18 protein-coding genes and 1 pseudogene are annotated in these 14740 nt (G+C 39.3%); 1 reads left to right on the top strand and 18 read right to left on the bottom strand.

Annotated elements, in window-relative coordinates; translation table 11 throughout:
- Positions 1-82 precede the first annotated feature (82 nt).
- From A6049_RS07330 to A6049_RS07250, 18 genes and pseudogenes are all read right to left on the bottom strand, one after another.
- On the bottom strand, positions 83-550 hold the full coding sequence (locus tag A6049_RS07330; RefSeq protein ID WP_063564025.1) for a hypothetical protein: 468 nt from the start codon (positions 548-550) through the stop codon (positions 83-85).
- Between the two features lie 201 nt (positions 551-751).
- Positions 752-1885 carry a hypothetical protein gene (locus A6049_RS07325; protein ID WP_063564024.1) on the bottom strand — a complete coding sequence of 378 codons (1134 nt, stop codon included), beginning with the start codon at positions 1883-1885 and terminating at the stop codon, positions 752-754.
- Positions 1878-2252 carry a tyrosine-type recombinase/integrase gene (locus A6049_RS34365; protein ID WP_275078619.1) on the bottom strand — a complete coding sequence of 125 codons (375 nt, stop codon included), beginning with the start codon at positions 2250-2252 and terminating at the stop codon, positions 1878-1880. Before A6049_RS34365 ends, A6049_RS07325 begins: the two co-directional genes overlap by 8 nt.
- Positions 2253-2268: 16 nt before the next feature.
- Positions 2269-2703 carry a tyrosine-type recombinase/integrase gene (locus A6049_RS34360; RefSeq protein WP_063564023.1) on the bottom strand — a complete coding sequence of 145 codons (435 nt, stop codon included), beginning with the start codon at positions 2701-2703 and terminating at the stop codon, positions 2269-2271.
- A gap of 21 nt (positions 2704-2724) precedes the next feature.
- Entirely contained in the window at positions 2725-3033 is a 309-nt protein-coding gene (locus tag A6049_RS33715; RefSeq protein ID WP_063564022.1) for a hypothetical protein, read from the bottom strand.
- Between the two features lie 340 nt (positions 3034-3373).
- Positions 3374-3685, bottom strand: a complete 312-nt coding sequence (locus A6049_RS07305) for a hypothetical protein (protein ID WP_240321339.1) — start codon at positions 3683-3685, stop codon at positions 3374-3376.
- Between the two features lie 274 nt (positions 3686-3959).
- Entirely contained in the window at positions 3960-4508 is a 549-nt protein-coding gene (locus tag A6049_RS07300) for an SMI1/KNR4 family protein (protein ID WP_063564021.1), read from the bottom strand.
- Between the two features lie 227 nt (positions 4509-4735).
- Positions 4736-4996: pseudogene (locus tag A6049_RS32530) on the bottom strand (hypothetical protein); the annotation flags it as partial.
- Between the two features lie 409 nt (positions 4997-5405).
- Positions 5406-5630, bottom strand: a complete 225-nt coding sequence (locus A6049_RS33950; RefSeq protein ID WP_240321353.1) for an SRPBCC domain-containing protein — start codon at positions 5628-5630, stop codon at positions 5406-5408.
- A gap of 27 nt (positions 5631-5657) precedes the next feature.
- A complete protein-coding gene (locus A6049_RS07290) occupies positions 5658-5960 on the bottom strand; it encodes a hypothetical protein (RefSeq protein WP_063564020.1) in 303 nt (100 codons plus the stop codon).
- A gap of 85 nt (positions 5961-6045) precedes the next feature.
- Positions 6046-6450 carry a hypothetical protein gene (locus A6049_RS07285; protein ID WP_063564019.1) on the bottom strand — a complete coding sequence of 135 codons (405 nt, stop codon included), beginning with the start codon at positions 6448-6450 and terminating at the stop codon, positions 6046-6048.
- A 216-nt stretch (positions 6451-6666) separates the two neighbouring features.
- Positions 6667-7272 carry a hypothetical protein gene (locus tag A6049_RS07280; RefSeq protein ID WP_063564018.1) on the bottom strand — a complete coding sequence of 202 codons (606 nt, stop codon included), beginning with the start codon at positions 7270-7272 and terminating at the stop codon, positions 6667-6669.
- Positions 7273-7580: 308 nt separating this feature from the next.
- Complete coding sequence (locus A6049_RS07275; protein WP_063564017.1) at positions 7581-8180, bottom strand: hypothetical protein; 600 nt, start codon at positions 8178-8180, stop codon at positions 7581-7583.
- A gap of 585 nt (positions 8181-8765) precedes the next feature.
- Positions 8766-9503, bottom strand: a complete 738-nt coding sequence (gene pyrH / locus A6049_RS07270) for a UMP kinase (protein ID WP_063564016.1) — start codon at positions 9501-9503, stop codon at positions 8766-8768.
- 293 nt (positions 9504-9796) lie between these two features.
- Positions 9797-11518, bottom strand: coding sequence for a helix-turn-helix domain-containing protein (locus A6049_RS07265; protein ID WP_063564015.1), 1722 nt, complete (start codon positions 11516-11518; stop codon positions 9797-9799).
- 45 nt (positions 11519-11563) lie between these two features.
- Positions 11564-12340: a (2Fe-2S)-binding protein gene (locus tag A6049_RS07260; RefSeq protein WP_063564014.1), complete on the bottom strand. Its 777-nt coding sequence runs from the start codon at positions 12338-12340 to the stop codon at positions 11564-11566.
- Between the two features lies 1 nt (position 12341).
- The gene (locus tag A6049_RS07255; RefSeq protein ID WP_063564013.1) at positions 12342-13382 is read right to left on the bottom strand and encodes an ABC transporter substrate-binding protein; all 1041 of its coding nucleotides are present in this window, start codon (positions 13380-13382) and stop codon (positions 12342-12344) included.
- 136 nt (positions 13383-13518) lie between these two features.
- Entirely contained in the window at positions 13519-13797 is a 279-nt protein-coding gene (locus A6049_RS07250; protein WP_063564012.1) for a hypothetical protein, read from the bottom strand.
- A gap of 272 nt (positions 13798-14069) precedes the next feature.
- Between A6049_RS07250 and A6049_RS07245 the strand changes: the two genes are divergently transcribed.
- Positions 14070-14546 carry a hypothetical protein gene (locus A6049_RS07245; RefSeq protein WP_063564011.1) on the top strand — a complete coding sequence of 159 codons (477 nt, stop codon included), beginning with the start codon at positions 14070-14072 and terminating at the stop codon, positions 14544-14546.
- Positions 14547-14740 lie beyond the last annotated feature (194 nt).

The raw sequence follows: 14740 nt of genomic DNA, 5'->3' as shown, positions 1-14740 counted from the left end.
ATGTCCGCAGCGTGAATATTATGTTATAAGATGTAAGCAGCTTCTTTGAATTGCTTATCCCTCTTGTAACATTCCCTTTATATCAACTATATTTTTCTTTTAATATTTCTATATATTTGAGTGGAATTTCTGTGATTTTCGAAATATCTGATACTTCAATTCCTAGTTTTATAGCGCTTCTTGCAGTCTTCAAATTATGCTTTACTTTAATGATCCGATCTTTAAGTAATGCGTCTCCAAAATCCAGATAATCATCAGCAATCTCACCATTCAAAAAGAACTCTATATCATAAGTTCCTATGTGCTCTTCTATGTAAAAAATATTAATCGAGCAAAATACTACGGCTTCTGTTGTATTAAAACTATATTTTAGGTATATGGCTCGCTCTTCAACGCTTATAAATTCATCATATAATTTGCCCAGGAAAGTATCATGATAATCGCTTTTGTTCTCGTCACGCCACTTCCTATAGGTTTTCCAATAGTTTTCTTTCGTGTTCTTCATCGCACTATGCTTACTGTCCCACTCAAGTAGAATGTCTTTATTCACTCAATCACTTCCCTTAAAAAATCTTGAATAAAATAAGTTTTCTTTATGTGTTTGCTGATTTCCTATAACGTTACTGTATTCATGAACCCCCAAGGGGTTGTCTGCTGAAATTCCTCTTCGAAATCCACCCCGCAGACCAAGGCTCCACAGGAGCCGATGCTTGAATATTATGTTAGACGCAGTTGCATTGCCTTCTTCGTGTCATAAATAAAAGCCATAGAATTCATTTTCCAATTCCTTACTTACAACTTCTATTATTTCCTCTGTAAACTCAGTTTTCATCCTAGACAGCAATATTTTATTTATCTTTTTAGAAAAATTACTTCTGATCTTTATTAAGTCCCTTTCGTCTTTCGAAAGCATATGATCTGAAATTTTATTCATGTCAAGAATTAGATTTTGGTACTCCAATATTTGCTTTGCAAAAAGGTATTCCAATTCAAATCTATTATATTTTTTTAGTTTATCCAAAAGAATAGAATTACCGTTATCTAGAAAAAAGCTACTACCCAATGTTCTATCCTGAAAGTATATTTTCCCCTTTCCACTATTTATATCGAGAGTGTTATCACTAACGTAACGAGTCATAAACTCAGTGTTAAGCATAGATTTATCTATTATCGGCTGATACAACTCGATAGGGGAGCCAAAAACACGCTTCCTTAACAAAGGAAACATAATTCTTTCAATACCTTTTTGTAACTCTCCAATAACCATACCCGCATAAATTTCTTCATTTGAATAACTATGATTCGTTATGTAGGGAAATCCTATCCTTCTTGAGAATAATGAGTGAGTTGAGATATTGAGAAAATAATAATTGTTAATAATTAATCCAAAACACGAAGGTTGATAATGAAATGCAGGAAGATTTACTCCTCTAAAACCTATCCCTTTCTGCGAATCATTAACTTTATATATGGCGACCATTCTATCAGCGTTTGAAACCCTTGTTGAAATAAAATGATGGGGTTGTACCTCAAAAAAATCTGAAGTTAATGTTATATATCCAAGCCATAAACCAACTCTGACTTTATCTAACCAATCAAGTAAAATATCAATATCCATCTGATTCAAACTCTCATCATTATCAATTTTAAGATATATTTGTTTTACTTTCCCTTCGAGCAAACTAAATTTAGAATTGCAATCATAACATGCAGGGAATACAAATGAGTCAAATGAGTAAGATAGTGTCTTTTTAGTTCTCCAGTTCACTCCTACATTAATATTTCTTTTTAAGTCCCCTGTCTCTGATATTAACCATTTGGGTATTATATGCTCTTTATTTTTATCTACTGGCTTCTCCCCACAGAATACACAGAATTTATACATAAAGATCTTCCTTTCGTGTGTTTATTCTTTCAATGTAATTGCGTCTAACATCTAATTTATGTACTTCGTAAATACAACACATTTCATCCATTATCCGAACTACGTCTATGATAACCCATATTGTGACATTTGCGAAGAAAAGGTTGGAGAAAAAGGGAGAATTAGAGTAGCTCTCAATCTCCCAAAACCATCCGATCCAGTGGGCTTTGAATACACTGGATATTTTCGCACTAATATGCGTATATCGCTGAGTTGTTCGCGCAATCTTATGACCAAGTAGCTCCTGAATGTAGCGGAGGTCTGTCCCGTTTTCTTGCAAATGAGTGGCAAAGGAATGCCTTAACACATGAATACTAACCTTCTTCACAATTTCTGCGCGTTGTCTAGCTTTCTTCAAATACCTTCTGCACGCTCCGCACGGTAAGATGTCGTTTAGAAGATTGCCCCGGAAACAGCCAACGATTGTGTCTATATTCAGCTATGTATTTCTGCACCATATCCCAGGCGAGAGTTGAAAGAAGCGTCCTCCGATCCTTTTGGCCCTTACCCTGTCTCACAATAAGTGTCTGCCTTTCAATATCGAGATCGCTGCAACGCAGACGCACAACTTCACCTAAACAAAGCCCGGAAGAATAGGTCAGGAACATAATTGCCTTATGTTTAGGGTTGGTCACGGATTTGAGCAATTGAGCAACTACTTTTTCAGACAACACTTGTGGAAGCTTAGTCTGCTTTTTGGGACGAATATACTGGATTTCAGTGGGGTGATGGAGCACATGTTTGCAATAGAAACGTATAACCCTAATGGTCTGATTCACGCTTGATGGGAGATCCCTCGCTCAAGCAAACCCAAGCAATCTCTGAACATTGGATGTAGTGACATCCGTATTTTTAAGGCGAAGGCTGCTCAGAAATCGTTCAACCTGATTACAATAGGCATAGGCTTTAATCGTTTTTCGGCTGTATCCTCGTAACTTTAGCGCCTTTTGCAACGGTTCTTTGCTCCACTGATTGTTTCCCCTACTAGCTTTCCATTGCTGCAGTTCTTCATTCTCAACCCACAACTCCAGGGTAATCTGAACTTCATCTAGCTCAAACTGGCTCTTAAACTCCTGGATGGCCACTATAGTGTAGGGTACGATCCACATTTTCTATTTGAGTTCCCACTTTCTGCCCGTAATCTGACGAATGCGCTGAATATATGCAGGGTTATAGGGACAACGAATATGCAGTGAATTCGTGGAGCCTTAAGTTATGGTGATCGTCTCTTCGGTTGTAGTATCATCGTTCATAGGAAACTCTCCTTTGTTTGAGTCTATGTCTTTCTCCGCAATTTCGAGAAATAAAAAGGAAGGCTCTCCTCACCCCAAATATGGGAACCAGATGACCTTCCGATGTTTTCGGAACATATATGATCTTTAAAAGTAAAGTTGGGCACAGCCAGTGCAATAAAAAATTGCTACTCCATGTAGCTTCAACAAAGCATACCTACTGATCAATTAGTCCAGATGAATAACAATAGACGATTGAACCCGCAGGTATTTCGTCTGGGGATATCTCTTTTCCCAAACATATACCGATATTCTTCTTGCCGGCTATAGAATGATTAATTTGAGAAGAAACAATTTTATATATTTGCTCTTCCCCGTCCGTTTTTTTAATGATAATCTGGTCACCGATCATCTCTTTGATTGTTGAAGGGAGTAGTTCATCCAACTCTTCATTGACCCCCATAACGATGGTTCCGAATTCCGAAGTATCGAAGACTAAGCCAACGCCAAACAGCATTTTAGCTTCCATTCTGTGACCACCTTATCTCTGATCTATGAATAGCTTGCCTTTGACATCTCTTACCCTGAGATCGGCATTACGAAGTCTAACCATGGCATTTATCAATAATGCTTAAGTTACCCATTTAGCTTCTGTCCTTCTAAACATACAAATTCCATCCCACAACAAAAGCAGCCAAGATGAACGCCGAGATCTAACTTCTTTTAATACAATTGCACATAACGTTTCTGTATTCACGAAACCTCTACTTCGAAAGTACTCCTCTAAAATTTCCTTAAATATTTTATCCTCTTAATCTATAATAATTTTCTGCCGTATATATTGACCATTCCCAAAACTTATCTCCCTGACTGATAATAAATCGTTCGAACCACAACTCGAAGTTCATATTCAAGGGCCTCGACTCATGAAAATGATCTATGTGCCCCTTAACCATTAAGTAATTATTTGAGCCTTGGCTATATGCTTTCAGATCAATTATTATATTATCTTGGTAAATATAGGCTATCTTTAAGTACCCATCATTTGGTTCCTCATACGTTGATTCTTCAATATCCTGCCACTTATATAAATATGCTTCTCCACCGTATTGCGGATGGTCAAATAATGATGAGCCATTGGTTATCTTCAAAAAGTTAATATAATCATTCGGAAGTTTATATCCTAACTTCCTTTGGAATTCCAATAAATCACTTTCATCTGCTGCTTCATTAAACTGACAGGTAGCTTGAGTTAAATATCCTTCTTGAAGTTGTAGTTCTAGTAATTTATTATTTTCTAATCTTTTCTTCAGAGAGTCTATTGTTTTATAAATTAATTCTCCTTGAATCAACTTCCATCAATCCTTTCGGCAATTTCGTATAATGTTTGGCATTTCTGACGCTCAAGCAGCTTAAGTGAACGTAGGGAGCGGGTCGTTAGACTTAGCTGGTTGAATGTATCGCCTGAAAAACCCGCTTGAAAATCTTTCTTAGCGATCAAGGGCGTATGCCCACAGTAGGAATGCTGTGTTATCAGATGTCATCGTCTTCTTTGTTATACCCTCATCTGTAGTTATCATTAATATCGTATCACGGTAGCTGAATACTGGTTGTTGCGATGCTTCGTTCGTTGTTCGAAAGAATAAGCTATACGAAATAAAGTTGGTTCACTGAATGCTTTCCCAGCAAAAGTTATCCCAAATGGTCGACCGTTTTCTCTATACCCCGCTGGAATGGCAATAGACGGATAACCTGCTCTCGCGCATATATCCGCCCAAATATAACCAGGAAATTTTATCGCATCTAATTGATTACAGTCTAAAGTGTAATCAATCCCTTGATTCTATATAGTCCTAATACCATCTTTATTTCCTCCCCATCTTGTCGGTTTCAGATAACTAATCTGTATTCACGAATCCTTAATCACGACAACAACCCACTATGGTGGTCAACGTTGAGGTAGGGTGCTATATTGAAATATTTTTTTAATTCTGTTAATCTTCTATCTTGAATAATTCACTATAGATTTTATGCAGCTCAGTGGAGTTATCATGCCACTGAATGGGTTTACCATGGATAATTTGGACCAAAACATCCAGACACCTATGCCATCCTGCGGCGATATTCACTACCCATGTATCATCGTTAAACGTATGGGTAAAGACCATTCGACACCCTTTATCTTCTGCCCTACAATGAAATGTTAACCAGGTCATCAACTTCACAGAAACCAAATACATAGGGCTTTTCTAACTCTCTAATGGTCTCTCATATGTCGTCCCTTCACCATCATCAAAGGCAATCCTGCCACCAAGTCTGAGATCCATCTCTTCTGTTGCGAAAGGGGACCATTGGGCGAAGGAACTAGGATTAGTAATAACAAGGAAAACATCTTCTGGATTATGATGAAAAGATCGTACAAACCTCAAAGCATACCGACCGTTTGACTCATGTAATGTACCATATTCATTCATCATTACATCTTTCTTCATTCATCACATTTATCCATCTTCAGGTTCACCAATTTCAAAGCCCAACACTTTTGACGCTTCTGACTTAAATCTATCTATCCAAGACGTCCAATCATCGTTATTCATCTGTGCATAAAATGATAATCCACTAGGCTCTACGGATGCCTCAATAAAAACATCATCCTCTTCAGACCCAAACCAATATGGAACTCCACTTTTATAACCAATCCACCCTGGCATACGCTCATACACTTTAGAAACTTTATCCCATACCTCATCAGCCAGATCATACCTTATATTTAGGTTGCAATTATGAGAATTTATGTTGTTCATTTACATTCACTCCCTCTACCTCAGACGGACATCAAGATATATACTCTATTTTTATTTATAAGTACCACACTCTTCAATGACTTGATCAAGGATCTATCTCTTGGTCTTTATATACTATTTTCGTTATCATTTTTGAATATTTTAATCTCGTTATTTCAATAAGTTCATTTGGCTGCATCAAATTCACGGCATGACTATCATTTATTTTAATTTTGGTGTTACCTCTTCCCAGTCCTTTGACTATAACGATGTTATTATTCACCTCTACTATTTGTCCAATTGTGTTGAACTGCTCTAGTTTCTTGAGATCAAGGTATGTGATAAGGCCAAGTATACAAAATATAATAAAGCAAAAAATTGATAATGCAGTTGTCCATGCAGGAGGGTGATATGCTAAGTTATTGGCAGTTACTTGAATTACGATTATAAAAATAAATAGAACGATGAATAGAAATTGCTTTTTTAATTTGCCTTTAGCTTTTTCGTTCATAGCTTCTCCTTATTAGGTTTTCTGGTATTTCACATAACGTTCGTGTATCTACAAACCCTCACTACCTCAAAGAGTGCAACGACTTGTCGCGACACGATTAATAGTGCAGGGTTACCTGCTGACTCCACTTCTTCGAATACCCTCGACAGACCAAGAAGCGAAAGCAACGGCGTAGATATGTTGTTATCTAGATGTCAATTAACTTCCAAAAACTACTTATAAGTTGTACTTCATTTTCATTCTTTCATATAACTTATAATCCGTATTTCTATTTACAATCTCTCCAATTAACTCTTTCCATTTATTTTCAATCCACTGAGGATTTTGTTCTTTCAGAATATCCTCGTTAAATTGACTATCAATATACTCCAAATCTTGTTTGAGCAGTCCTATATCCTGAATAAGTTGATTTCTCGATTCTTTTTCTAGCGAAACCTTATTCGATAATATTTCGCCTATGATTTCTACTCTTATATGCGTATACATATCTCTAAACACATTATAGATTAAATAGGTTGAAGATAATTGATCTTCCCGGAAGTCGGATTTCAGAAAGACGAATGATTCTTCACCCACTTTCAAAGATACTGCCACATTTCCTAATGCGTGTATGACTGTTTCCTTCGAAGAATTGTCCTCTAAGCTTTTTATCACATTATCTAAATTGTAGATGGATTCTTTTATACCAATTTGAGTTCCATGATTCAGTTTAACCGTGTAATCAACCTTTTGATTGTCTTTGTACGCTTTGAATTGATAGTTGAAGTACATGCTTATTATCAATCCAACCATTAGTATGATTATTGCAATATTTTTTCTCATTGAATCACCTCCTACTAGTGCCTGAACTACGTATATATTAACCCATATTGTTACATTTAAGAAGGTGAATTGGCGAATAAGGGATAATCATTAGTTTTCTCAAACCCTTATCCATACGGATCAAAAGAAGAAAACGATAATTGTTCAAAATTAGTAAAGGCACGGGTTTTACTCGCAAATATCCAGTTAATACACTGTATTTTACTCGTTTACGACATAAACAAGAAAAGGTCAGCCTAAAGAGGTTGACCTTTCTTGTTTATAAATTAGCACAGAACTTATTACATAACCTTAATTCATTTAATCAGTTAATCAATAATTTTTTTAAGCTCAAAAATAGTTGCCTCTGATAACAAGATAAGCCTATCGTTATTAACAGCTAAAAAGCTTAAACTTACAGGTATGCTCATTTTTGTTGAAGAGTCACTTATATCTATTGCCTTTATTTCATCATTTATATGTATGTCTGGGATATCTATTTTATAATATCTATAAAAAGAGTCAGAGTTATAGCATGTCGCCGTAATCTGATATAATGGATTTTTTAGTTCATATTGATATTTCTTATACTTTTTAAGTCCTTTTGATGAAAAAAAGTCTTTTTCGATTATAACTTTATCTCCAATAAATTTTTGCCCTGTTGGATATTCAGAAGCATCATTATATGAATTTGCAAATCCTAAAAGCTTCTCAACTTTCCAAGTTCCATAGAAATATTTATCAGTTTCACTATCCAAGCTTATACGGTCTACCGTACAATAATCGGATGTGTTTTTTTGAATAATAGCCTCCTGAGTTTCAGGTTTAAGCTCACTAGAAGTACTGGGATTGGATGTCTTTTCAACATTTTCACAAGCCGATGCTAGCATCAACATTATCATCATACAAGCCAATATTGTTTTTTTCATATCTCACACTCCTACTATGAAGTTATGATTTCGCATGTTTACTCGATTGCTAACTGAATTAATCCCCGTATGGATTGAAATCTTCTGTTCCTTCTTTTTATATCACCATGTGCTATTAGCTACTTCCATACAGCGAATAATTCTTCATTGCTATATAACAAATGGGGCGATACTTTTTCTTTACTTTCCGATGACTTTATCAGTTTTCCCTCAGTGTTTTGTTCTGGTTGAGTTGTTACTTGTTTACTGGGAGGTTCGCTCTAGCAGAAATTATATCAGAGCAATTGAAGCAAGGAATGACATAAAATTTACATTATTTATTAACAAAGTTAACTTTATGTTATCTAAATCACAAACAACAATTTCCAATCTAACCCATACGCTTGCACTTGGTGACAGTGACGCTGGTATTACCCCAACTTAAAAGATTATGAATATCTAACTTGCTTTAAGCTTGGGAGGTCTGACTTTGTGGAGCCATAAACAAAATCCCACTCCATGGCCGAGTGGAATTTTGAATAGAACTTCTCTTTTGTGGAACTATCGTTTCGCTAAATCAAGGGAGAGTAGTATTGCTAACATATTTCATTCCAACTCTGAAACTGATTCGCCACTAATTATCGTACCGTTATTCTTACCTTCACAAATTTCTTTCATCGAGCCTGGTTTATCGAAGTTAAACACATGCATTGGCAGATTGTAGTCTCTTGCTAAAATGAAAGCTGATTGGTCCATTACCTTTAAGTTGTGTTTTAAAACGTCGTTGTAATGAAGCGAACGAAATTTCCTTGCATCTTTATCAAATTTAGGGTCTGCATTAAGAACACCATCAACACCTTGCTTTGCAACTAATATAGCGTCACAATTAACCTCGATGGCTCTTTGTACTGAAGGATAGTCTGTTGTAACGTAAGGTTGACCGTTCCCCCCTGCAAAAATTACAATATAGCCTTTTTCTAGATGGTGGATTGCTCTTAGACGGATGTATGGTTCTGCAACTGAAGTAATAGGTATTGCGGTCATTACTCGTACTTCTTTTTTGGTCTTGGCTTTAAGAACTCCACGAAGCATTAAACTATTTACTACAGTCGCAAGCGTCCCAATGTTATCAGCTTCTGCCCTTTCAATCCCCCAGCTTTCCGCCATATTGCCTCTGAAAATGTTACCCCCACCTATAACTAACGATACTTCAACGCCTAAATTTACTACTGACATAATTTCATCCGCAATATGGTCTAACCTTTCTGGCTCAAAACCAAATTCAGAGTTTCCTGCTACTGCTCCACCACTTAGCTTAACGAGAACCCTTTTGTACCTTGACAATTATTACACCCCCATAAAATAAAAACACTAAAGCAATAAATGCTTTAGTGTCCTAATGGAATGAAAATATGAAATTACGCAAGTCGACTGAATGTAAGTCTTCCGTTTCCACCTCATACTCCCACTCCTTCATGTTTTTTCCATCAAGTAATTTTACATTACGTGAGGCTAAATTGCAATTACCGTCAATATTAAATCTGCAAGCAATTTCAATAAGTTATAATATGATTTACGATGAGCCGTATCAAAGAGCTACCTTGCCGTTTTACAAACAACAAAAAAATCATAACCCCTCAAGCCAACAACGCCTGTTCAATCTGATCCACAATGCCATTAATGCCTGTCGGTCCATAACAGCCGATCCATGTCGCAGCATCTACGGAATGTATTTGCTGTCGCTCACCCGTATCCAGCATCCCCCAAACACGCTGTTCTGTCGCGGATATCCCATCCTGCATAAGCTCATTACTGAGCAAAAAGTAGTGACTGGCTTGTACAGCCGTTAATCTATCAACCGAGATATGATAGGCTGTGTCAGCGGTATCGGATACAAATAACGGAACAGGCAGACCCAGATCACGGTACAACACAGCACCTGTACGATGAGCGGCAGAGTGAACCCGAACGAGAGAGTCCAGCGGACGAATCAATGCCACACTTTTACCTGCCAGTACTGGAGCCAGTTCTTCGGACAGCAAAGCAGTACGTCGATGATAATCCGCAAGTATACGCTTGGCCTCTGCCCGCTTGCCTGTCAGTTCACCGAACAGACTCAGGATGTTCTGCCAGCTCTCATTACGCTTGAACATAATCACTGGAGCGATCCGGCTTAACCGTTCAACGTGCTGATCATGCACCTCGGTGCAAATAATCAGATCTGGAGACAGTCGTTCCACAGCAAGCAGATCAGGGTACTCATACGTTCCGAGCAATTCGGTAGTTTGAAGTCCTGCCCTGATATATTGCGGAAAATGGAACGTTGCACTTCCTACTCCTACACTTCCCGCTGGAGACAACCCAAGCGCAATCAAATGATCGGCATACTGGACATCAAGTACAGCGATACGTTGCGGTAACTCGGTGACAGTATACTCTCCTCGCATATGGCAGATCACCGGGCCTTGGGCTGACTCATACGAAGAAGCCAATCGATTCCGCAGCAAGGAATGAGCATAGTTTGCATCTGTTTCCGAAGCGGCAGCAAGCCGATAACGCAGCGGAGGAACGCCATAATATTTCTTAAACGCCCTACTGAAATAATACATGTCACGGTAGCCCATTTTGTCAGCAATTTCCCCAATGGGAGCATCCGTATGATGCAGCATCCGCGATGCATTCTCCATGCGTAGCTGGATGACGTACTCCATCGGTCCGAGCTGCTTCTCTTGTTTGAATCGTCGCTGCAACTGTCTTACACTGCACCCAGCGAGGGCTGCCAGCTCTTTAAGCTCCAGATTCTGACGATAATGCGATGATATATATGACACGACAACATCCACCATGTCGGACTCTGCTCCGCCTTGACCACATTCATACTCCATGATCAGTTCGTAGATCATCATCTGGAGCAACGCATTGGCATGAAAACGTTCCACCCCTTCGCCACGACGCCATTTGGCAACGATTTTTTCCGCATTCTCGATCCATTCCGCTTGGGTCACCGGATTCTGAATAAACGAAGTTTGCAGTGGGTGTTTGCGATATGAGGGTATAACATGAGAGGCTCCTTCCATGGAAGAAGCCTTATAATTGATCACTATATAATAAAGTTCGTCTGATCTGGCGGTCAGCGTGAAGGATGTGCCCTCCACCACATGACAGGCAAAAGAAGCTCCAATGTGGCAAACCTCACCATTCATTGCAAGCTCCCCTTCCCCTCCGCATGCCAGCAGCAACACATTTGAAGTTAATTCTGTTTCGCTAAGAACACTGCCTGTCTGCAAAGTACCGCTATACCCATCAAGCATCTTGATCGTCGTATCACTCCATAGACTTGTCTGTTCTTGCAGCGGCATTTCTCTCATCTCCTGACAATAGCAAAGGTAAAATGGTTGCTGTTGTCATTTTAATTGAGATTTATTCTCATTGTCAATTTTCGGACATTTTCTGCAATATTCCCCTGACATCTGATAATAAAAACAACAGGTGATCCGCTCGCTTTTGGCAACGTAGCCATTGTCTCTGCATTCGGTGAAGCGAGTTAACGGATTCTTTCTCACGCCGAAAATCTGCCCGGATGCCACCTGCGTCAGATAGGCAAAGTCTGCCTGAATTTGCTCTCTTTCCTGCTCCGTCTCGTTTTCATCCGTTGTGTATAGGCGGCCAATGCGTACCATGATGTTCTCCCAAAGGATACTCATGGAAAGAGGCGCAATCACAGCAAGCGTCTTTAACAGCGGTGTAAGCTGTACCGCAAACATCTCCTCGACCACCTTTTCCCGCGAGGATTCCCTGTCTTCCGATAGTGGTTCTGCCCGAAGTCCATTCACCGCTAGAAAAGGAAATCGTGTGCCGCCTTCATGATCTGAGAGCGCCGGATGATAGAGAAAGCTGTTCTCCAGCAGAAACGAAACATGCTGATGATGAAAAGTCATCGCGGTCACCAGCGGAGCCGTCCACAGATAGCCAATTCGCTTGGCTAACATGGAAGCGGCAACCTTCATATCAGGCGCATCGATATACTCCTGAAACCAGCTGATATACTCTCGGCATGCCGCTTCGTCGTGCAGTTCACTTAGAGCAATGGTACGGACACTATGTTCAGGCGGCTCACCAAGCAAAATCGAATGATCCTTCACTGTCTCTTTCCATAAGTCTGTCGAGAGATAATGGGTCATATTAATTCGATCCGAGCAGAGCTTCCGATGCCTGATCTACAATTAGATTAATCGCAAGAGGTCCGTAGTATGCAATCCACAGTGTTGAGTTTACGTCATACGTGCGGTTATTTTTCACAGCATCAAGGGACTTCCACACCGGATTACTCACCATCGCCTCTGCCTCTGCCGCAAACAGCTCATCCGACAGAACAAAATAACGATCTGCCCCAATGTCAGGAACCTTCTCCATTGAGATTTCAACGGAGGTATCATCCTTGATTCCCTCAACGAGTGCAGGCATTTTTAAACCCAAATCCTGATAAAGAATGCCGCCTGTGCGATGCTCGATACCATGAACACGAATGCCTTCTTTTCTCGGACGAATAAGGGCGACCGTTTCATCCCCCATCTTCTCCGACAGTTTCGCCTTCAGTCCGGCGACTTTGTCCTCATACGCTTTACGCACCTTCTCTGCTTCGTCCTGCTTGTCTGTAATCTTAGCGACCGTGGCTAATGTATCATGCCAATCTTCGTAGAAGTCGAGTACAAGGGTAGGTGCAATTTTGCTTACATTCTCATACTGCTTCTCCTGGAAGTCCGTCATGATAATCAGGTCCGGGTCCAACGCTACAATCGCTTCCAGATTAGGCTCGTCCCGTGTACCCAGAACCTGTACATCACTCGGCTGATCGCCTAAGTATTCAGGAAAATCGGTGTTGCCTCCAGCGATAACACTGCCAGCCGGTTTCTCGCCAACAGCTAACATTTGATCGAGAAACTTAACATCAAGCACAGCAATAGTCTTTGGTTTTTCGTTTAGCGTGAGCTCACCCTTCATATGCGTGATCGTTACGGGAAAAGCTCCAGTAGTCTGAGTTTCTTCATTCGCAGGTGTCTCCGCTGGCGTTTCCGCAGACTGCTTGCCGCTATCTGTACCTGTTCCGGCACCGCAAGCCGTCAGGACAAGAATTAGGGCTAACATCAAGCCCATGAATAATCGTGATTTGTGAGCAGCATAGGCCTTGCTTCCGGCAGCCTGCCCCTTTGTTCCTTGATTCATGATGAATCCCCCTTATGTATAAAAATGATAATGATTTTCATTATCGAAACATAAAGAGAGTATAAACGATCTCCGCATCGCGTTACCATGTACTTTTGCGACATTTAGGCCGGACTAATGCGACATCACCAGCCGCTTATCCGTCCTTTAATTTCTCAGCGATATACGCTTGCAGTCGGTAAATGTCTGAAAGAAGCTCTTCTTCCTCCGGCGTATTTCCATACTCCCCTAGCCAGCGCGGTGTGCGGATATGCCACTCGTTAGACATGTATTGCTGTTTATCTCGATACACTAGAACATGTTTCAAGAAATACTCCAAAGAGCCGAAAGATCGCTTACGACTGTCGTTGATGATGGATTGTGTTTTCTCAATGATTGCCTGTAACATGTGTTGGATATCATCTTCTGGATTCATAGAGTTGCCCTCCTTATCATCATTTCAAGATGTATAGCTTCATCCAAGCAAACTAGCAATCAATTTCTTGGATGCAAAACAGTAGACGATTGAACCGACGGGTATTTCATTCGGGAAAATCTCTCTCCGCAAACAAATACCAATATTCTTTTTACCGACTAATGAATATAATTCACTTTCACTCATTTAAAATCCATTATATGGATTAATCATGATTATCATCAAAATACAAAACGGAAAGGTCTAACAATTAAAGATGGTAGGGATGTTATGTGAAAAGGAATGTTATCATTTTACTTCTATCAGTCATCATTATTCTAGTAGGGATTTATTGGTATGCAGACAGAGAACTCATCTCTCTTAAAACAGGATCTACATTACCATTACAATGGGAAGATCCATATAATAACCATGAAGAGCCAATTCAACTTACAGATCAAAATCAGACTTTGTCTGATTCGAAAGTGCATCTTACTAAGCTCTACTACCTGCCTAATTCAAAAAAACTGCAATTTGGCTTATGGTACAGTAAAAGAGAGTATCAACCGAATCCATCTGAAAAGATTCCAGATCGAATTTTTCAAGTTACGATCCGCGATAAAAACGGACAATTGTATGATCAAGATACTATTGTTAAAGCTGAAGGCTTGTTTGATGAGTTTCAACGTAGGTCGATTTCTACTGATTTAGACAATCAAGAATCTATAGAATTAACGATTTCCTTGATTGAGCAAATGGAACAACCGTAACCCCGATGGAGTCAACAACTATTAACGTACCTTTAGACAAAATAAAAAAGTAAAAAACTTAACTTAGCAGTTTACTCAACGCTTTGTGTAGGGAGAATCTTTTCTTTATTGTGAGAGTTCGAAAAAAAGAAGCCGGATATTTAATTCACCGGCTTCTTTTTTCTCAAGTAAAACGAAGTGCAGTATCGCCTAAA

It is taken from the genome of Paenibacillus sp. O199 (genome assembly GCF_001636635.1).
Lineage (GTDB): Bacteria > Bacillota > Bacilli > Paenibacillales > Paenibacillaceae > Paenibacillus > Paenibacillus marchantiae.
The sequence above is the reverse complement of the archived record's forward strand: the minus strand, read 5'-3'. Positions and strand labels throughout refer to the sequence as shown.